Origin of the sequence: Nonomuraea sp. NPDC050478 (genome assembly GCF_044458265.1) — a bacterium.
GTDB classification, from domain to species: Bacteria; Actinomycetota; Actinomycetes; order Streptosporangiales; family Streptosporangiaceae; genus Nonomuraea; species Nonomuraea ferruginea.
In genome coordinates, this window is the sequence record NZ_JBITHT010000011.1 from 27,557 (window position 1) to 46,417 (window position 18,861).

General features: G+C 70.3%; 19 protein-coding genes and 1 pseudogene. 15 read left to right on the forward strand and 5 right to left on the reverse strand.

Features of this window, described 5'->3' with window-relative positions:
* Positions 1-30: 30 nt before the first annotated feature.
* Genes ACIBF7_RS40655 through ACIBF7_RS40670 form a run of 4 tightly spaced genes read left to right on the forward strand, consistent with a single transcriptional unit; the run spans position 31 to position 3,801 of the window.
* Entirely contained in the window at positions 31-837 is an 807-nt protein-coding gene (locus tag ACIBF7_RS40655; protein WP_271279886.1) for an endo alpha-1,4 polygalactosaminidase, read from the forward strand.
* Positions 838-854: 17 nt separating this feature from the next.
* Positions 855-2,156 (forward strand): nucleotide sugar dehydrogenase, encoded by a 1,302-nt coding sequence (locus ACIBF7_RS40660; protein WP_271279885.1) that lies wholly within the window; start codon positions 855-857, stop codon positions 2,154-2,156.
* Entirely contained in the window at positions 2,153-3,112 is a 960-nt protein-coding gene (locus ACIBF7_RS40665; RefSeq protein WP_148036470.1) for an NAD(P)-dependent oxidoreductase, read from the forward strand. Before ACIBF7_RS40660 ends, ACIBF7_RS40665 begins: the two co-directional genes overlap by 4 nt.
* The gene (locus ACIBF7_RS40670; protein WP_271279883.1) at positions 3,109-3,801 is read left to right on the forward strand and encodes an endo alpha-1,4 polygalactosaminidase; all 693 of its coding nucleotides are present in this window, start codon (positions 3,109-3,111) and stop codon (positions 3,799-3,801) included. The genes ACIBF7_RS40665 and ACIBF7_RS40670 overlap by 4 nt, the downstream gene beginning before the upstream one ends.
* A gap of 41 nt (positions 3,802-3,842) precedes the next feature.
* On the opposite strand, the gene ACIBF7_RS40675 is transcribed toward ACIBF7_RS40670, so the two are convergent.
* From ACIBF7_RS40675 to ACIBF7_RS40685, 3 genes are all read right to left on the reverse strand, one after another.
* Complete coding sequence (locus ACIBF7_RS40675; protein WP_364232703.1) at positions 3,843-4,889, reverse strand: 2-oxoacid:ferredoxin oxidoreductase subunit beta; 1,047 nt, start codon at positions 4,887-4,889, stop codon at positions 3,843-3,845.
* Positions 4,882-6,726: a 2-oxoacid:acceptor oxidoreductase subunit alpha gene (locus ACIBF7_RS40680; protein WP_364232706.1), complete on the reverse strand. Its 1,845-nt coding sequence runs from the start codon at positions 6,724-6,726 to the stop codon at positions 4,882-4,884. Before ACIBF7_RS40680 ends, ACIBF7_RS40675 begins: the two co-directional genes overlap by 8 nt.
* A 243-nt stretch (positions 6,727-6,969) precedes the next feature.
* Complete coding sequence (locus ACIBF7_RS40685) at positions 6,970-8,412, reverse strand: polysaccharide deacetylase family protein (protein ID WP_345483242.1); 1,443 nt, start codon at positions 8,410-8,412, stop codon at positions 6,970-6,972.
* A 104-nt stretch (positions 8,413-8,516) separates the two neighbouring features.
* On the opposite strand from ACIBF7_RS40685, the gene ACIBF7_RS40690 reads away from it, so the two are divergent.
* The 6 genes from ACIBF7_RS40690 to ACIBF7_RS40715 all read left to right on the forward strand — a co-directional run bounded on the left by ACIBF7_RS40690 (position 8,517) and on the right by ACIBF7_RS40715 (position 12,930).
* A complete protein-coding gene (locus ACIBF7_RS40690) occupies positions 8,517-8,888 on the forward strand; it encodes an NADH-quinone oxidoreductase subunit A (protein ID WP_148036475.1) in 372 nt (123 codons plus the stop codon).
* 53 nt (positions 8,889-8,941) lie between these two features.
* Complete coding sequence (locus ACIBF7_RS40695; RefSeq protein ID WP_219546954.1) at positions 8,942-9,451, forward strand: NADH-quinone oxidoreductase subunit B; 510 nt, start codon at positions 8,942-8,944, stop codon at positions 9,449-9,451.
* Positions 9,448-9,990 (forward strand): NADH-quinone oxidoreductase subunit C, encoded by a 543-nt coding sequence (locus tag ACIBF7_RS40700; protein ID WP_148036477.1) that lies wholly within the window; start codon positions 9,448-9,450, stop codon positions 9,988-9,990. Before ACIBF7_RS40695 ends, ACIBF7_RS40700 begins: the two co-directional genes overlap by 4 nt.
* Entirely contained in the window at positions 9,983-10,924 is a 942-nt protein-coding gene (gene nuoH / locus ACIBF7_RS40705; protein ID WP_219546857.1) for an NADH-quinone oxidoreductase subunit NuoH, read from the forward strand. Before ACIBF7_RS40700 ends, nuoH begins: the two co-directional genes overlap by 8 nt.
* A gap of 55 nt (positions 10,925-10,979) precedes the next feature.
* Complete coding sequence (locus ACIBF7_RS40710; RefSeq protein WP_397199512.1) at positions 10,980-11,930, forward strand: hypothetical protein; 951 nt, start codon at positions 10,980-10,982, stop codon at positions 11,928-11,930.
* A gap of 238 nt (positions 11,931-12,168) precedes the next feature.
* Entirely contained in the window at positions 12,169-12,930 is a 762-nt protein-coding gene (locus tag ACIBF7_RS40715) for a GNAT family N-acetyltransferase (protein ID WP_271278320.1), read from the forward strand.
* A 17-nt stretch (positions 12,931-12,947) separates the two neighbouring features.
* Here ACIBF7_RS40715 and ACIBF7_RS40720 read toward each other — a convergent pair whose 3' ends face one another.
* A complete protein-coding gene (locus ACIBF7_RS40720; RefSeq protein WP_271278321.1) occupies positions 12,948-13,592 on the reverse strand; it encodes a TetR/AcrR family transcriptional regulator in 645 nt (214 codons plus the stop codon).
* A gap of 55 nt (positions 13,593-13,647) precedes the next feature.
* Here ACIBF7_RS40720 and ACIBF7_RS40725 point away from each other — a divergent pair, with 55 nt between their 5' ends.
* Together ACIBF7_RS40725 and ACIBF7_RS40730 are read left to right on the forward strand one after the other, a co-directional pair.
* A complete protein-coding gene (locus ACIBF7_RS40725) occupies positions 13,648-14,451 on the forward strand; it encodes an SDR family NAD(P)-dependent oxidoreductase (protein ID WP_271278322.1) in 804 nt (267 codons plus the stop codon).
* 83 nt (positions 14,452-14,534) lie between these two features.
* Positions 14,535-15,029: a nuclear transport factor 2 family protein gene (locus tag ACIBF7_RS40730; RefSeq protein ID WP_271278323.1), complete on the forward strand. Its 495-nt coding sequence runs from the start codon at positions 14,535-14,537 to the stop codon at positions 15,027-15,029.
* A 26-nt stretch (positions 15,030-15,055) separates the two neighbouring features.
* Here the strand turns inward: ACIBF7_RS40730 and ACIBF7_RS40735 are convergent, their stop codons facing one another.
* On the reverse strand, positions 15,056-16,258 hold the full coding sequence (locus tag ACIBF7_RS40735) for a serine/threonine-protein kinase (protein WP_148036484.1): 1,203 nt from the start codon (positions 16,256-16,258) through the stop codon (positions 15,056-15,058).
* Between the two features lie 313 nt (positions 16,259-16,571).
* Here ACIBF7_RS40735 and ACIBF7_RS40740 point away from each other — a divergent pair, with 313 nt between their 5' ends.
* The 3 genes and pseudogenes from ACIBF7_RS40740 to nuoK all read left to right on the forward strand — a co-directional run.
* Positions 16,572-17,699 (forward strand): 4Fe-4S binding protein, encoded by a 1,128-nt coding sequence (locus ACIBF7_RS40740; protein WP_271278333.1) that lies wholly within the window; start codon positions 16,572-16,574, stop codon positions 17,697-17,699.
* Positions 17,699-18,475, forward strand: a complete 777-nt coding sequence (locus ACIBF7_RS40745) for an NADH-quinone oxidoreductase subunit J (protein ID WP_271278324.1) — start codon at positions 17,699-17,701, stop codon at positions 18,473-18,475. Before ACIBF7_RS40740 ends, ACIBF7_RS40745 begins: the two co-directional genes overlap by 1 nt.
* Positions 18,475-18,756 (forward strand): annotated as a pseudogene (gene nuoK, locus ACIBF7_RS40750) (NADH-quinone oxidoreductase subunit NuoK); the annotation flags it as partial. The gene ACIBF7_RS40745 and the pseudogene nuoK, both read left to right, overlap by 1 nt.
* Between the last annotated feature and the right edge of the window lie 105 nt (positions 18,757-18,861).

An 18,861-nucleotide genomic window follows, 5' to 3' on the forward strand; every position in this document is an offset into this window, starting at 1 on the left:
GAAGGGCGGGGGGCGCCGGAGTTGGGGGATGTGGCGTCGTTCACGTATGTGCTGCAGGGGTATCCGAAAGGGCTGCTGGACGGGGTGGCGCGGGCGCCGCAGCGGCTCGCCGTCGTCGATCTGTCCCGTGACGGCACCGTCGCGGGGTACTTCACCCGCGACGAGATCGCCCGCGTACGCGCCACCGGGAAGCTGGTGCTGGCGTACTTCGAGATCGGCTCCATCGAGGAGTTCAGGACGGACTTCGCCGAGGTCGACCAGGACCTGCTCCTGCACACCTGGCCCGACTGGCCGGACGAGCACTTCGCCCGCTACTGGGAGGAGCGCTGGTGGGAGCAGGTCGTCCGCCCTCGGCTCGACCGGGCGCTGGAGACCGGCTTCGACGGCGTCTACCTCGACACCCCGCTCGCGTACGAGGAGATCGACCTGGCGAGGGTGCCCGGCGAGACCCGCGCCACCCTCGGCCGGAAGATGGCCGACCTGGTCATCCGCATCAGCCGCCACGCCAAGGAACGCCGCCCCGGATTCGCGATCGTCCCGCAGAACTCCCCGGAGCTGCGGCACTTCCCCGGGTACGCGGACGCGATCGACGGCATCGGCATGGAGGAGCTGTTCTTCCGCGCCACCGACGACCCCTGCCGCGAGGAGTGGTGCGACCAGAACCTGGCCGACACCCTCGCGCTGAAAGCCCTGGGCAAGGCCGTGCTCGCCACCGACTACGCCGTGGACCCGGCGAACGTCGAGGCCGCCTGCGCCCATTACCGCAGGCACGCAATCGCGGGAAACGTCACCGTGGTCGACCTCGACCGCGTCAGCCCGCCTTGTGCATCCAAGTGAGAGGAAAGGAGCGTCCGATGCCGAAGACAGTCGGCGTGGTAGGCATGGGCTACGTGGGGCTGACGCTGACCGCGGCCATGGCACGCAACGGCTACACCGTGGTCGGGGTCGACACCAGCGCCCCCGTGGTCGAGGCGCTGTCCAGCGGCCGCGTCCACGTCTACGAGCCGGGGGTGGCGGAGACCTTCGCCGAGCTCCTCGGCGAGCGCATCTTCGTCGGCGACCACCTGCCCGCAGAGCCGCTCGACGCGATCATCCTGTCCGTGTCCACGCCGGTGGACTTCCCCACGGGCACCCCACGGCTGGAGAACCTGGCCGCCGCCGCCGAGGAGGTCGCTCGCCGGTGCGACCCGGACACGCTGGTCGTGGTCCGCAGCACCGTCCCGATCGGCACCAGCCGCGACGTCGTGCTGCCCGCCCTGGCCGCCCGCTGGGCCCGCCCCCGGCTCGTCATGGCGCCCGAGCGCACCATCCAGGGCCAGGCGCTGCGCGAGCTGGTCGAGCTGCCCCAGGTGATCGGCGGCCTGGACGAGGAGAGCCTGCGCGCCGGCGTCGAGCTGTTCGCCGGGCTGGCCGACCAGATCGTCCCCGTCTCCAGCCTGGAGACCGCCGAGATGGTCAAGCTGTCGAACAACTGCCACACCGACGTCATCTACGCCTTCGGCAACGAGCTGGCCCTCATCGCCGAGCAGCACGGGCTCGACCCGCTGGAGGTCATCAGGGCCACCAACCTCGACTATCCCCGGCCCGACCTGGCCAAGCCCGGCTACGTGGGCGGCGGCTGCCTGACGAAGGACCCGTACCTGATGCTCGCGAGCATGTCGCGCAGACCGTACCTGGTGAGCCGGGCGCGGGCGCTCAACGAGAGCCTGCCCGGCCACGTCGCCGAGCGGGTCGTCGGCCTGGTCCGCGAGGAGTTCGGCCGCACCGAGGGGGTCCGGCTGTCCGTGCTCGGCTGGGCGTACAAGGGCTGGCCCGCCACCGACGACATGCGCGGCACCCCGATCGCGGACATGATGCCCGTCTTCACCGCCGCCGGGCTGACCGTACGGGGGCACGACCCGCTGGTCGCCGACGAGGTCATCCGCCGTTACGGCGGCGAGCCGGTCAGCCTGGACAAGGCGTTCGCCGACGCCGACGCCGTGATCGTGATCAACGACCATCCGGACTACCGGGAGATCGAGGTCGACGACAAGCTGGCCGGCTCGGGCGTGCGGGTGCTGTTCGACTCGTGGCGCATCCTCGACGAGGCCGCCGTCACGGCGCGCGGCGTCCGCTACGCCGGCATCGGCTACCGCACGAAGGGGCGCGTGTCATGAGGGCACTGCTGCTCGGCGGCGCCGGGTTCATCGGACTCCACCTGGCCGCGCGGCTGCTCGAAGCCGGGCACGAGGTCACCGTGGTCGACGACTTCTCCCGTGGCCGCCGCGACCCCACGCTGACCCGGCTCGCCGGCCAGGTCGAGATCAGGTCGGCCGACCTCACGGACCCGGCCTCGTACGCGGCCCTGGAGCATCGCTGGGACCACGTCTACATGCTCGCCGCCGTGGTCGGCGTGCGGAACGTCGAGTCCGACCCGGCCCGGGTGATCAGGGTCAACACGCTGGCCCTGATGCACCTGCTCGACTGGATCGCCCCCGGCACGCGGCTGTTCTTCGCCTCCACCAGCGAGGCGTACGCGGGCGGCGTCAGCGCCGGCGTGGTGCCCGTGCCCACGCCGGAGAGCGTGCCGCTGATGATCGAGGACGTCGGCTCGCCGCGCCACACCTACGCCATCTCCAAGATGCTCGGCGAGGCGGCGGTCCTGCACACCGCCCGGGCCAGGGGGTTCGCCGCCGTCGTCGGCCGCTTCCACAACGTCTACGGCCCGCGGATGGGCGCCGACCACGTCATCCCCGAGCTGTCGCTGCGCGCCATGCGCGGCGAGGACCCGTTCGACCTCTACGGCGCGGACCAGAGCCGGGCCTTCTGCCACGTCGACGACGCCACCGACGCCGTGATCACGCTCATGGACACCCCCGAGGCGGCCGGCCGGATCGTGCACATCGGCGACGACACGGAGGAGACCAACATCGGCGACCTGGCCAAGCTCGTGCTGCGGATCGCCGGGATCAGCCCCGCCGTCCGCGAGCTGCCCGCCCCGGCGGGATCGGTCGCGCGCCGCTGCCCCGACCTCACGCTGCTGCGCCGGCTCACCGGGTACGAGCCGCGCGTCCGGCTGGAGGAAGGCGTGCGCAGGACGTACGCCTGGTACCGGGAGTCGTGGACGACATGACCAGGCCGATCGCGTTCTACTACGGGGCGGGGGAGGTGGACCGGCTCTCCGGCTTCGACATGGTCGTCCTGCAGGCCGACTTCTACTCGCGGACCGAGCTGGACCTGTTGCGCGAGCGCGGCGTGCGGACGCTCGGCTACCTGTCGCTGACCGAGGACGTCGGTCCGCCCGCGCCGTGGCACCGGGAGGAGCGCAACCCCGACTGGGGCGGCGCGTTCGTGCACGTGGGCGACCCGCGCTGGGTGGCGCACGTGGTCGACCAGGCGGTCCAGGCCATGGACAAGGGCTTCCACGGACTGTTCCTGGACACGCTCAACATCGAGCACAACTACCCGGACGACCTGCCCCACCTGCTGCTGCTGATCGCCGCCGTCCAGGAGGAGGCCAGGCCCGGCTACCTGCTGGCCAACCGGGGGTTCGGGCTGCTGCCCGAGCTCGCCGACCTGGTGGACGGCGTGCTCTTCGAGTCCTTCTCGGCCCGCTGGGTGGACACCGAGAGCTACGCGCCCTGGCCTGACGACGTGCTGGAGGCGCACGCTACCGTCGCCGAACGCCTGCTCGGCCTCGGGCTCGACCTGTACGCGCTGGACTACGCCGACAGCGACGAGCTGACCGACTTCGCCTGCCGCCGGGCCAGGGAGTTCGGCATGCTCTGCTTCGTCAGCGACCGGGTGCTCTCACGCATCTGAGGCGCCGCCGGGGATCCGGCGGCGCCTCAGGAACGGCATGGTCAGCCGATGCGCCAGGTGTCGCCGCCCATCAGCAGATCGGCCAGATCGCCCTGGCCCTTCTGCGCCACGGCCTCTTCCAGCTGGCTGGTCATCAGCGTGTCGTAGGCCGGGCGGTCCACGCTGCGGAAGATCCCGATCGGTACGTGGTCGAACGCGGGTTCGTCCAGCCGGGACAGCGCGAACGCCACCGACGGGTCGGGGTTGTGCGCGTCGTGCACCAGGACCCGGTCCTGTTCGACGCTGTCGCGGGGGACGACCTCCAGGCTTCCGTTCGCGGCCCGGATGACGGCCTTGGAGGCTGAGGCGATCGGCTGGCCGTGTTCCAGCTTCAACGTGATGTCGTCACGCAGCTCCGGGTCCTTCAACGGCTCGAAGGCGTTGTCGTTGAAGATGTTGCAGTTCTGGTAGATCTCCACCAGGGACGCGCCCCGGTGCGCGGTCGCCTCCCGCAACACGGCCTGTAGGTGCTTGCGGTCCGAGTCCAGGGTGCGGGCCACGAACGACGCCTCGGCGCCCAGGGCCAGGGAGATCGGGTTGAACGGCTTGTCCAGCGATCCCATCGGGGTGGACTTGGTGACCTTGCCGACCTCGGAGGTGGGCGAGTACTGGCCCTTGGTCAGCCCGTAGATGCGGTTGTTGAACAGCAGGATGTTGAGGTTGACGTTGCGGCGCAGCGCGTGGATCAGGTGGTTGCCGCCGATCGACAGGGCGTCCCCGTCACCGGTGATCACCCACACGCTCAGGTCCGGCCTGGAGGCGGCCAGCCCGGTGGCGATCGCGGGCGCGCGGCCGTGGATGGAGTGCACGCCGTAGGTGTTGAGGTAGTACGGGAACCTGGAGGAGCAGCCGATCCCGGAGACGAACACGATGTTCTCGCGCTTGAGTCCGAGTTCGGGCAGGAAGCTCTGGACGGCGGCCAGGATGGCGTAGTCGCCGCAGCCGGGGCACCAGCGCACTTCCTGGTCGGACTTGAAGTCCTTCAGGGTCTGCTTGGTGTCGGTCTTGGGCACCAGCGACAGGCCCTTGCCGTTGATCAGTTCAGTCACTGTCGATCACGTCCTGGATCACTCCGGCCAGTTCCTCGGCCTTGAACGGAAGCCCGCGCACCCGGTTGTAGCTGATGACGTCGACCAGGAACCGGGCCCGCAGCAGCAACGCCAGCTGACCCAGGTTGATCTCCGGCAGCAACACCTTGTCGTAGTGCTTGAGCACCTCACCGATGTTGGCCGGCAGCGGGTTCAGATGCCGCAGATGCGCCTGGGCCACCTTCCCGCCCGCCGCCCGCACCCGCCGCACCCCAGCGGCGATCGCCCCGTAGGTGGAACCCCACCCGAGCACGAGTACCCGCGCGTCCCCATCGGGGTCGTCCACGGCCACGTCCGGCACGTCGATGCCGGCCACCTTGGCCGCACGCAACCGCACCATCCGGTCATGATTGTCCGGATCGTAGGAGATGTTGCCCGTGCCGTCGGCCTTCTCGATACCGCCGATACGGTGCTCCAGACCGGGCGTGCCGGGGATCGCCCACGGCCGGGCCAGAGTCTCCGGGTCCCGCTGGAACGGCAGGAACGCGCCGTCCTCGCCGTTCGGCTCGGTGGTGAACGGCACGCTGATGTCCGGCAGCGCGGCAACCTCCGGCAGCCGCCACGGCTCCGACCCGTTGGCCAGATACCCGTCCGACAGCAGCATCACCGGCGTCCGATAGGCCACCGCGATGCGGGCGGCTTCCACCGCCGCGTCGAAACAATCCGAAGGCGACATCGGCGCGATGACCGGCACCGGCGACTCGCCGTTGCGGCCGAACAACGCCATCAGCAGGTCGGTCTGCTCGGTCTTGGTCGGCATCCCCGTCGACGGGCCCGCCCTTTGCACGTCCACCACGATCAACGGCAGTTCGGTGGTGACGGCCAGCCCGACGGTCTCGGCCTTCAACGCCACGCCGGGACCGCTGGTGGTGGTCACCCCGAGCGCGCCGCCGAACGCCGCACCGAGCGCCGCACCGACACCGGCGATCTCGTCCTCGGCCTGGAAGGTGCGGATGCCGAACTGCTTGTGCTTCGACAACTCGTGCAGGATGTCCGAGGCCGGGGTGATCGGATACGACCCCAGGAACAGGGGCAGCCGGGCTTGGACGGCGGCGGCGATCAGGCCGTAGGCCAAAGCTTGGTTGCCGGAGATGTTGCGGTACACGCCCGGCGCCAGCCGGGCCGGCTTCACCTCATAGGAGACCGAGAACGACTCGGTGGTCTCGCCGAAGTTCCAGCCGGCCTGGAAGGCGGCGATGTTGGCCTTGGCGATCTCCGGCTTCCGCGCGAACTTGGTCTCCAGGAAGCTGATGGTCTGCTCGGTCGGGCGGTGGTAGAGCCAGGACAGCAGGCCGAGCGCGAACATGTTCTTGGCGCGTTCGGCGTCCTTCTTGCTGATGTCGAAGTCTTCCAGCGCCTTGACCGTCAACGACGTGAGCGGGACGGCGTGCACCCGCCACTCGGCCAGCGACCCGTCCTCCAGCGGGCTGGCGGCATACCCGACCTTGGCCAGGTTGCGTTTGGTGAACTCGTCGGTGTTGGCGATGATGTCCGCGCCGCGCGGCAGATCGGCCAGGTTGGCCTTGAGCGCGGCGGGGTTCATCGCCACCAGCACGTTGGGGGCGTCGCCGGGGGTGAGGATGTCGTGGTCGGCGAAGTGCAGCTGGAAGCTGGACACGCCGGGCAGGGTGCCGGCCGGGGCGCGGATCTCGGCGGGGAAGTTGGGCAGCGTGGACAGGTCGTTGCCGAACTCGGCGGTGCCCGCGGTGAACCGGTCACCGGTGAGTTGCATGCCGTCACCGGAGTCACCGGCGAACCGGATGATCACCCGATCGAGTTGCTGAACCTGCTTGGTCACAGCTCAGTCCTCCTCGACGCGCCTGAGCGCATCGCTTCTGGCGCGTTCTCTTTTTCCATGCTAGATCCTCGGGAGGTCGCGCGTTTGCACACCGCCCAAAGCGGGTAAACGCAGTGAAATTCAGGATGCGGCGGCAGAAGGGCGACACAGCCCCGCTGCAAGCCTGCAGAGGTCTACATGCAGGCGCGCGAAGAGGACAGTTCGGGTCACGAGCGCCAACTATACGTCCCCCTGTCGCATGACCTAAGTCAGGGGCTGCTTGCGCACGGGTGAGATCCCTGACTCGTAGAGCTGCCCAGCCTGCATCCCCGCCGTCCCGTACAACTCTGGAACGGTGACGAAGGTGTATCCCTTTCCGGCGAGCCGTTCAAGGATGTCCGGAATCGCGGTGACGGTCGTGTCGCGAGTGTCGTGCAGGCGCACGATCGCGCCCCGGTGCGCCCGCTCCACCACCCGGTCGGCGATCTCGGCGGAGTCCCTGTCGCGCCAGTCGAAGGTTTCGAGGTCGGCGCCCACCAGCGTCAGCCCCTGCTCGCGGGCGACGTTGCGCAGCTCGGTGCTGACCGATCCGTACGGGGCCCGCACCAGCGTCGGCCGCCGCCCGATCGTCGCGGTCACCACGTCCTCGGTGCGGGCCAGCGAGTCGGAGATCTTGCTGGAGGGCAGCCGGGCCAGGTCGCGGTGCGCGTACGAGTGGTTCCCGACGAGGTGGCCCTCGGCGCTCATCCGGCGCAGCAGGCCGGGTTCGCGGGCCGCGTTGCTGCCTACGGCGAAGAACGTGGCGCGGGCGCCGGCCTCCCGCAGCGTGTCGAGCAGCCTGCCGGTCTCGGGCCCCGGGCCGTCCTCGAAGGTGAGGGCGATGCACTTGGCCTCCGTGCAGTCGACGGTGCCGGCCCGGTTGCTGGCGGCGGCGGGCGCGGGGGAGGGCGCCGCCGCCGGTGGTTCGGCCACCTGCTGCCCGGCCAGGCGGGCGGCCCGCTGGGCGCGTCGTCCGGTGTCCGAGAGCAGCGGCCACGCCTGGTCGGCGGGGACGGCCACGGCCAGCCTGCCGAGCGAGCACGGGCCGAGCTCGCAGTCGTCGAACTCCACCACCAGGTCGCCTTCGGCGTTGAAGGCCATCGAGTCGAACCGGTCGCGGCTGGGTGTCACCTGGCCGTGGTCCACCTCCGGGCCGCGGTCGCCGAGTCCGGCCTTGACCAGCCGGGCCACCTCGTGCAGCGCGGGGCTCCCGTTCAGCAGGCCGGTGGAGTCCATGGCCCGGCGGGTGTTCGTGTCGTACCAGAACGTCGTGGTGGCGTGGTCCCAGCCGGTGCCGTGGGAGCGGCCGGCCCGCAGTCGCACCCCGATCGCGTCGCCGGCGGCGGCGAGCTGCCAGTCGACGTTCAGCTCAGGGCGGGACAGGCCGCGGGCGGTCTCGCGGAACTCGCGCAGCCGCCGCCGCGCGTCCGCCCGCAGCTTCTCGTTGAGCGGGGCGGCGTCGTCCAGCTCGGGGTAGCTGATGCGCACGCGCCTGGTGACGGGGTCGTCCCCGCTCACCGTGCGGGGCGCGAGCCCGGCCACGGCGGCGGGGTCGACGAACTCGATCCTGGTGGGGTCGGCGGGGACCCGGGTGTCCTGCTGCTGCGGAGTGGCCGAGGCCAGCCCGCACCCGGAGGCGGCCAGGGCCAGCAGGACGATTCCTCCCAAAGATCGAGATTTAGCCATAAATCTGAGCATATGGGGCAGATCTTGTGATTTGCTCATATTTGGGGGTATGGGGCGTTAGCTTTGACTGGGTTACCATCGCGTTCATGGACGGCTACTACGGGTCCTACGCGCTGGTCGCGGTCCTGCTCGCGATCGGCGTCGCCATCGTGGCCGGAGCGCTGATGATCAACCGGCTGCTCCGCCCGACCCGGCCCACGCCCGACAAGCTGACCAGCTACGAGTGCGGCGTCGACCCCGTGGGCGAAGGCTGGGCCCAGTCGCAGGTCCGCTACTACGTCTTCACCTACCTCTACGTGGTGTTCGCCGTGGACGCCGTCTTCCTCTTCCCGTGGGCCACCGTCTTCGACGCGCCCGGCTACGGCGTCACGACACTGGTCGAGATGTTCGTCTTCCTCGGCGTCATCGCCCTCGGCATCCTCTACGCCTGGCGCAAACGCGTCCTGACCTGGACGTAGCTCTCGCCTCTGATCCGCGCAACAATGGCTGTATGGCAGCGACGGATCTCCCGATGCCCACGGTGGGGCCGGTCTCGCGGCTCGCGCCCAAGCCCATGCGGTTCGTGCTCAACTGGGGCCGCCGCTACTCCCTGTGGGTGTTCAACTTCGGGCTCGCCTGCTGCGCGATCGAGTTCATCGCCACCTCGATGAGCCGCCATGACTTCATCAGGTTCGGCGTCATCCCGTTCGCCAACGGGCCGCGCCAGGCCGACCTGATGATCGTCTCCGGTACGGTCACCGACAAGATGGCCCCGGCCGTGAAGCGCCTCTACGAGCAGATGCCCGACCCGAAGTACGTCATCTCGTTCGGCGCCTGCTCCAACACCGGCGGCCCCTACTGGGACTCCTACTGCGTCACCAACGGCGTCGACCAGATCGTGCCCGTCGACGTCTACGTGCCCGGCTGCCCGCCCCGCCCCGAGGCGCTGCTCTACGGCATCACGAAGCTGCAGGAGAAGATCGCCGGAGAGAAGCTCGGCGACCGCTACCTCTGGTCGCGTTCGCAAGGGGAGGAGTCGTGACCGGCTTCGCCGCCGGGCCGCTCGACGGCCGCGCCGAGGTCACCGACTCCTTCGGCGACACCGTCGTCGACGTCGCCCCCGGCGACTGGATCGAGCTGCTCACCCACGTCCGCGACGGGCTGGGTTACGCCTTCTTCGACTGGCTGACCGGCGTGGACGAGCCACCGGACGCGTTCCAGGTGGTCGCGCACGTCTACAACCCCGACACCCGCGAGCGCCTGCTGCTGCGCACCGCCGTGCCGCGCGACGACCCGCGCCTGCCCAGCGCCGTCGGCGTCTACCGGGGCGCCGACTGGCACGAGCGCGAGACGTACGAGATGTTCGGCGTGATCTTCGAAGGCCACCCGAACCTGGTGCCGCTGCTGCTGCCCGACGGGTTCGAGGGCCACCCGCTGCGCAAGGACTTCATCCTGGCCGCCCGCGTCGCCAAGCAGTGGCCGGGGGCCAAGGAGCCCGGCGAGTCCGGCCACGGCGCGCCGAGCCGCCGCAAGACGCTGCCGCCGGGCGTGCCGGCCGACTGGGGGTCACCCGATGCTTGACGTGGTGCTGCACTTCGCCGTGATCCTGGTCGTCTTCCTCGCCCTGCCGCTGGTCGTCGGGCAGACCGAGCACAAGGTCATGGCTCACATGCAGTCCCGCCTCGGGCCCATGTACGCCGGCGGCTTCCACGGGTGGGCGCAGCTCATCGCCGACGGCGTCAAGTTCATGCAGAAGGAGGACGTGATCCCGGCCGCCGCCGACCGACGCGTCTTCATGATCGCCCCCGGTGTCGCGCTGGTGCCCTACCTGGTGGTGCTGATCGCCATCCCCCTCGACGACGGGTTCGTCGGGGTCGACCTCGACTTAGGGCTGTTCTTCGTGCTCGCGGTCATGGGCGTCGGCGTGCTCGGCGCGATCATGGCCGGCTGGGCGTCGGCCAACAAGTACTCGATGCTCGGCGGCATGCGGGCGGCCGCCCAGCTCGTCGCGTACGAACTGCCGCTGGTGCTGGCCGCCTCCTCCGTCGCGATGGCGGCGGGCACGCTGTCGCTGCCCGGCATCGTCGAGGCGTGGCAGTGGTGGTGGCTGCCGTGGCAGGCGATCGGCGGCGTGGTGTTCTTCGTCGCCGGGCTGGCCGAGCTGCGCCGGCCGCCGTTCGACATGCCGATCGCCGAGTCCGAGATCATCATGGGCCCGATGACTGAATACACCGGCATGCGCTTCGCCCTGTTCATGCTGTCGGAGTACGCCGGCATCGTCGTCCTGTCGCTCCTGACCAGCGTGCTCTTCCTCGGCGGCTGGCAGGGGCCGCTGCTGCCCGGCTGGCTGTGGACCCTGGTCAAGGTGTTCGCGCTGGCCTTCGTCGTCATCTGGCTGCGCGTGACCTTCCCGCGCTTCCGTGAGGACCAGTTGCAGAAGCTCGCCTGGGCCGTCCTGGTGCCGCTGGCGCTCCTCCAGCTCGCCATCACCGGGGTCGTCCAGGTCCTGGTCTGAAACTCCCGGTGCCCTCCGTTCGTCTTACCGTACGGGGCCCTTTCGAGGGGGTTCGATGACGTACCGCTTGACTCCGATCGGTCCGGCTGTCGACGGCGGCCCGGTCCCGGAAACGGTCCTGACGTGGGACGGCCCGACGCTGGTGGCCACCGCCTGCGACGATGCCGTACGGGTGCGGCCCGCCATGCTCTACCGCTACCGCTACGACCGGCGGCAGGCCGGGAGTGACGGGCAGCGGGTGACCGGCCTGGCCGCGCTCGACCGAGACGGCCTGGTCCTGCTGGACCTGCCCGGCGCCTGGCCGCAGGAACAGGTGATCGGCTTCGGCACCGTGGCCGGCGTGCCGGTCGACGGCTGCCGGTTCGAGTCGTCGAAGCGGGTACGCGCCCGGCTGTCCGGCCGCGCCCCCGGGTGGCGGCGGGTTCTCGGCGTGCCCCCGCCGAAGCCGGCGCGGTGGCGGCTGCCGCTGATCTACGCGGCCGGGGCGGTGGGGCTGGCGGTGATGGTGTATTTGGTCTCGGTCGGCGCCTGGGCGGCCTGGCGCGGGCTGTCGGTGGTCGGCCGGGTGCTCATCGACCTGGTCGAGGTGAAATGGCTGGTGGTCGCGTTCAGCCCGCTGCTGCTGGTGCTCCGTCCGATCAAGGCCCGCTGGCGCCGGTACGAAGCGAGCAAGGGCATGCGCGCCGGCCCGCTGGACGGCCCCAACCTGGTGATCGGGGCCTCGAAGGAACTGGTGATCCACAACATCGGGGAGCAGCTCGCCCCGCTGGAGATCGGCAGAGCGCCCGGGCGGGCGGCCGGCCTGCTCGCCTACCAGTACGAGGACCGGTCCGGCCTGTTCATCCTGAACCACGCCGGCCGCCCCCTGCACCACATCCCCGGCCCCTGGTCCCCCGAGGACCTGCGCCGCCTCGCCGCCCGCAACGACCTGGACCTGTCAGTGCTCCGGCTCAGCCGCGAGGAGTACGTCGACCTGGTCAGGACCTGCGGCCACGGCTCCCCGTGACCATGGGATGTGTGGTTACGGCTCTCCGCGACCACGTCCCCTGTGTTGGCGGGATGTGCGGCCACGGCTCCCCGTGACCACGTCCCCTGTCTTGGAGGGATGTGCGGCTACGGCTTCTACGACCGTGCTCCCTGGCGGTCGGGACGCGTCTCGATCGTCAGGCGCTCCACCGCGGATGGCGCGGCGGCCCGCGGAAACCTCGTTGCGTCTACCCCCGCCGCGGTGCTGAGCTGGCGGCATGAACCGTGACGAGGCGCTGGCCGCGTTCGACCGCGGGTTGAGGCGCGATGCCCGGCCCCTCACCCCCGGCGACCGTGTCGAACATGTCGGCCGGGTGATCCGCTACCTCGGCGACGGCTGGGACTGCGTCATCTGGTCGGACCTCGACGACGCCACGGCCGACGCCGAGATCGCCGCCCAGGTCTCGTCCTTCACCTCGCCGGGGCGCGGGTTCGAGTGGAAGCTCTATGCCTACGACCGGCCCTCGGACCTGCCGTCCCGTCTCCTGAAGGCCGGGTTCGTCCCCGGCGAGGAGGAAACGCTGATGGTCGCCGAGATCTCCGACCTGGACACGGAGGTCGCGCTTCCCGACGGTGTCAGCCTTCGCCCGGTCGCCACGGATGCCGACGTGGACCTCATGATGTCGGTGCACGACCAGGTGTTCGGCACCTCTTCCGACCTCGCCGCCGCGCTGCGGGCCCAGCTCGCCGCGGACACCTTGGTGGCGTTCGTGGTCACGGCCGGGGACGAACCGGTCAGCGCCGCACGAATGGAGCTTTATCCGGGTACGGGGTTCGCCGGCCTGTGGAGCGGCGGCACCGTCCCCGGCTGGCGCGGCCGCGGCCTCTACCGGGCCCTGGTCGCCTCCCGCGCCCGCATCGCCGCCACCCGCGGCTACCGCTACCTCCAAGTGGACGCCTCAGCCGACAGCCGCCCGATCCTCGAACGCCTCGGCTTCCACCCCCTCACCACCACGACCCCGTACACGTACCAGCCCTGACCACCAGGCCGCTCGCCCTAACCACCGCGTTGGCGCCCCCGAGTTCCTTGAGCCGAGGCGCCCTGATCGCAGCCGCCCAGTGCCTTCTCGGTCTGGGCCGTGGTCATCGGCGGGACGGGCAGGGGATGGGCCGCGCCCGCGCGCAGGCCGTCGAGGGTGAGAGCCAGGTGCCGGCGCCACGCCCCGGGCGCGGTCCGGAAGGTCGCCCGTACCGTGCCCGCCACCCCCCAGATCACGAACGCCATGTCCTCCAGCGTCACATCCGGCCGCAACATCCCGGCCTCCTGGGCCCGCGCCACGATCCGCCGCATCAACGCGTCCCCCTCGCGGGTGTCCGCCCCCACGCTCCGCACGGCGAGATCGTTGTAGCCGAGATCCACCGACTGCAACTCGCACACCCCGGTCAAGAAGGCGACGAACCCCTCCCACGCGTCGTCCGCCGCCAGCGACCGCTCCGCCAGCTCGCGCACCGCCGCCACCCGGTCCGCGAACACCGCCTCCACCAGGTCATCCCGGCTGGGGAACCGGTTGTAGAGCGTCCCGATGCTGACCTCGGCCCGTCGGGCGATCTCCTCCAGCGGCACCTCAAGCCCCCGGTCGGCGAACAGTTGCCGGGCCGCCTCCAACAGGCGTTCGCGGTTGTGCAGGGCGTCCTTGCGCATACCACCCACCCTAGCTATCTTGAGGACACTCTCAACTTGAGGAGGCCCTCAACTTATGGCCCGCACTCTCGTCATCACCGGCGGCACGAACGGCATCGGCCTCGTCCTGGCCCGCCACCACAGCGAACGGGGCGACCAGGTCATCGCCATCGGCAGCAGCCCGTCAGGCGGCGACCGCCTCCGCCGGGAAGCCCCGGAAGCGCGCTTCGTCCAAGCCGACCTCAGCTCCGTCAAACAGACGAACGAGCTGACCGACCACCTCCTCTCCGCGCACCCGGCGATCGACGCGCTGGTGCTGGCGGCCTTCCGCTATCACCCGTCCAGGACCGAGACCGGCGAGGGCTTCGAACGCACCTTCGCCCTGTACGTGGTCAACCGCTGGCTGATGTCCCGCGCCCTGCGCCCCGCCCTGGAGAACGCGCCCGCTCCGATGATCCTCGACCTGTGCGGCGTCGGCGGCGTCAAAGCCAGCAAGATCCACTGGGACGACCTGCAACTCGAACGCGGCTACCGCCCGTTCAAGGCCACGATGCAGGGCGCCCGCGCGGCCGAACTCCTCGCCACCGCCTACGCCGCCGACCCCGTCCGGTACGTGCTCTACAACCCGCTCTTCGTCGCGACCGGCCTCTCCGAACCCTTCCGCCAGCCGGTACGCGGCCTCGTCAAGCTCGCCTCCGCCCTGTTCGCCCAACCGGTGTCGAAGGCCGTCCGCCCGATGACAGCGCTCATCGACAACCCCCCGGCTGCCCCGCTCTCCGCGTACGTCCGAGGCAAGCCCACCACCCTCACCACCGACCCGGCCGCGGCCCGCCGCCTCGACGCCGCCATCCGCGACCTGGTGTCCCCTTTCACCGCCTGACCTCCTCCACCCGCACCGCGCCGGTTGGTTGGAAGTCTGATGACCGCCAGCGGACACCTGCCCCAGCCGGTGATGCTGGCGCCATGAGCACAGCGGACTTGGCAACGGATCGGGCCGGCGGATCGAGCGCGGAAGAGCGGTCGCCGGTCGACGCCTGGACGGTGATGGAAAGGTTCTATGCGGCCGAGGCTGCGTACGTGGCCGCAGGTGGATTCGGCAAGGCGAGCTACGACGATGTCGCCGCCCTCCTGGATCCAGAGGTGGTCTTGCACCAAGCACCCGGGCTGCCCTTCACCGGCACCGGAACGTGGCGCGGCCACGACGGCATGGAACGGTTTCTCGCCCGCTTCAGCGAGGTCTGGGAATCGATGGAGTTCCTGGAGCAGGAGCATTGGGGCGACGAGAACACCGTGGTCGTGCGTAACCGGGTGCGCTTTCGCGCCCGTGCCACCGGCCGGGAAGTCGACACCTCGATCATGCAACTGATCACCGTCAAGAACGGACGCATGGCCGAGTGCCGCCCGTTCTACTGGGACCCCGGCGCCATCGCCGACGCCTGCCGAGACACGGATACGTGACCCGGGCTCCGGCGCGTGCGCGCTGGTCAGTGAACGATGGCCAGCATCACGTCCGATGCCGACGGGCGGTCTTCCGGGCGTTTGGCGAGGCAGACGCCGACGACGCCGCGCAGCGACTGCGGCAGCGGTGACAGGTCGGGGTGGAACGTGAGCACCCGATTGAAGATCGCGGGCACGGTGTCCTCCCCGAACGCGGGGCGTCCGGTGGCCGCGAACATCATCGTCACCGCCCAGCTGAACACGTCGGACGGCGGGCCCACCGGAGTGCCGGATAACTGCTCCGGCGACATGTAGGCGGGGGTGCCGACCATCTTGCCCGAGGTCACCGTCACCTGGTCGAGCGCCCGCGCGATGCCGAAGTCGATCACTCGGGGCCCGTCGTGGCCGATCAGCACGTTGCTCGGCTTGAAGTCGCGGTGGACGACCCCCGCCTTGTGGATGGCGGCCAGCGCCCCCGACGTGGACAACGCCAGGCGGGTGAGGCCGTCTTCGTCGCGCGGCCCGTGACGGCGCACGAGCTGCTCAAGGGACGGGCCTTCCACGTACTCGCTGACGATGTAGGCGGACTGGCCGGTGATGCTCACGTCGAGCACCCGCGCGGTGGAGAAGGTCGCCACGCGCCGGGCCGCGTCGACCTCCCTGGCGAACCTGGCCCGCGCCGTCTCGTCGACCAGATCGTGCAGCACCTTGACCGCGACCCGCACGCCGTTGGGCGCCATCGCCAGGTAGACCGCGCCCTGCCCGCCGCGCCCGAGCGGCTGCAGCACCCGGTAGTGACCGATCCAGTCGGGCTCGCCCGGGCGTCGGTGGGCCGTGGGCGTGGTGGTGCGCTGGTGGACGTTGGGCGGAGGGTAGGTGCCAGGCGGGCCGGAAGGCGCCCCGGCCATCGCGGGGCGGCCGGAACGTGCCCTGGCCATGGCGGGCACCAGGATGCCCGAGTGGATCACGCTGCCGATCCAGCCCGCGACGAACATGAGGGAGACGATCGTGCTCATCGGCTCGGGAATGTCGTCGACCTGGTCGTACATCGTGATCGCGATGATGAAGACGCCCACGTTGACGGTGTAGAGGCCGGCGGCGACGAGCTGTCCGACGCTCCTCAGCCAGAAGGCCGCGAACCCGATCGTGAACGGCGTCGCCAAGCCGCACGAGAACAGCGGGAGGGCCGCCCAGACGACCGCGGCCGCCCAGGCCCCGCCGCTCGGGCGGCTCGGATGGTGCAACGACATGGCGAGAGACTACATCTGTGTTCCTACACATATCGGACGGTAGGCTTACTTGTGGATAACTTCCCCTGGGGCTGTGGATAGCTGTGGAAAACCTGGGGACAACAGGCTGGCGCATTCACGCGCGCGGCCAATTGCGTCATGATGTTGAGCCATGGCACGGATACCAGGCGTAGGGCTGGCGAGAGGGTTGACCATCACCCTCCGCCACATGCTGCGCAGATCCGTGACCCAGCAGTATCCCGAGGTGAAACCCGATCTGCCGCCCCGCAGTCGCGGCGTCATCGCCCTGGTCGAGGAGAACTGCACCTCGTGCATGCTGTGTGCCCGAGAGTGCCCCGACTGGTGCATCTACATCGATTCGCACAAAGAGACCATCCCCGCGCCCGAAGGCGGCCGGCCTCGCCAGCGAAACGTGCTCGACCGGTTCGCGATCGACTTCGCCCTCTGCATGTACTGCGGCATCTGCATCGAGGTGTGTCCGTTCGACGCGTTGTTCTGGTCGCCGGAGTTCGAGTACGCCGAGGGCGACATCCGCAACCTTCTCCATGAGAAGGACAAGCTGGCCACCTGGGTTCCGACGGTCCCGCCGCCACCGCCGCACGACTCCGGCGCCGACCTGCCCAAGGAGCTCTCGGCCGCGCCCCGCCGCCCCGCCCGCGCCAGAGGCGCCGAACCGTCCACGCCCTCCCGCCCCCCTCGTACGTCCACAGGTCCGGCGGAAACCCCGCGCAAGCCGGAGGCCCGCACGACACCGACGGAAGCCCTTCCGGCGTCGGAAGCACCGCCCACGGGGAGGTCCCACGGGGAAGGGCCCCACGCGGAAGGGCCCCACGGAGAGGGGCGCCGCGCGGAAGGCGCGCCGCGAACAGAAGGCCCGACGCAGACCGAAGGCGCGGACGCCTCGCCCGGCGCAGGTTCCGCGCCTCCGGCGACTTCCACGACGGACCATGGCAACAGGCCTTCCGCCACATCCGGTGCGCCCACCGAGACACCGTCGGCGGGTGGAGGCCCGACGCCATCCACAGCCGGAGAGTCCGACCAGACGTCGTCCACAGCCGAGGCGTCCGGGCAGCCGTCGTCCCTAGCGGGAGATTCCGGGCAGCCGTCGTCCACGGTCGAGGAGTCTGGTCAAGCGTCGTCCCAGGCGGGAGAGTCCGACCAGGCGTCGTCCACAGCCGGAGAGCCTGGCCAGGCGTCGTCCACAGAGGGGACGCCTGGACGCGAGCCGTCCACGGACGGGACGCCTGGACCGGAGTTGTCCACAGGCGGGGAGTCGGGGGAGAAGCTGTCCACAGGCTCGGCGCGATCGCAGCCGGAGCCTGGCTCGGGGGAGCAAACTTCAGGCGCGAGACCGCGAAGGCGGAGGATGGCCGATCCTCGTTCCATCCGCCCGCCCGGTCGGCTCGGCCCGGAAGAGCCCAAGGAGCGCGAGGAGGAATAGTGACCGAGGCGGTGCCCTCCTATCTGTCACCCACAGGACAAGAGATCGTCTTCTTGCTGCTGGGGGCAGTGGCGGTAGGTTCGGCGCTGCTCGTCGTCACGACGAAACAGCTCGTCCACGCGGCCCTGTGGCTGGTGGTCGCGTTCGGCGCGCTGGCGGGCTGTTACCTGGTGCTCACCGCCGAGTTCGTGGCGTGGGTGCAGGTGCTCATCTACGTGGGCGCCGTGATCGTGCTGCTGCTGTTCGGCATCATGCTGACCCGGGCCCCGGTCGGCCGCTCCACCGATCTCGACAGCGGCAACCGGGTTGCAGCGGCCGTGGTGGCGCTGGCGACGGCAGGCGTCCTGGTGACGGTGGTGATCGACGGCTTCCGCACCGCCTACGCGCCGCTGACCCCAGGCGCGGGCGCGGCGAGTGCGCTGGGGGCGAGCATCTTCAGCACGTGGGTGCTCCCTTTCGAGGCCCTGTCCGTCCTGCTGCTCGCCGCTCTGATCGGCGCCATCGTCCTGTCCCGCACCGACATCCGCGGCGGCACTCCCGAACCCACCGACCCAGGGGATCCGACTCGTCCAGACGCCCGAGGAGGCGCGCCTAGCTTGCCCGGGCCTGCCCAGGATGACCTAGGTCGTGCGACCGCCCGCGGCGGCGCATCCGACACGTCCTCTTCCAGCGTGTCCGCACCCGAGGAGCCTCCGACCGTCGCCGACCCTGTGGACGATCCATCCCGTACGGGGACGTCCGGCGGTTCACCGCCCGATCAGACCGGGGGTCATTAGTGCACATCGTCTACCCGGCGGTTGTCGCCGCGCTCCTGTTCTCCATCGGCGTCTACGGCGTGCTCGCCCGGCGCAACACGATCCTCGTGCTGATGTCGGTCGAGCTGATGCTCAACGCCGTCAACCTCAACCTCGTCGCGTTCGACGTGTGGCTGGGGGACAGGCTCCACAGCGGCCAAGTCCTGACCCTGTTCGTCATCGTCATCGCCGCCGCCGAGGTGGGGGTCGGCCTGGCGATCATCCTGGCCCTGTTCCGCAACCGCAAGACGGTCGACATCGACCACCTCCGCGACCTGGCCGAGCCCGCCGACGACCCCACACCCGAAGACGAGACGAGAAACACCGACCCGCACGCCCACGTACCCGCCGACGCCGTGCCCGCCCTC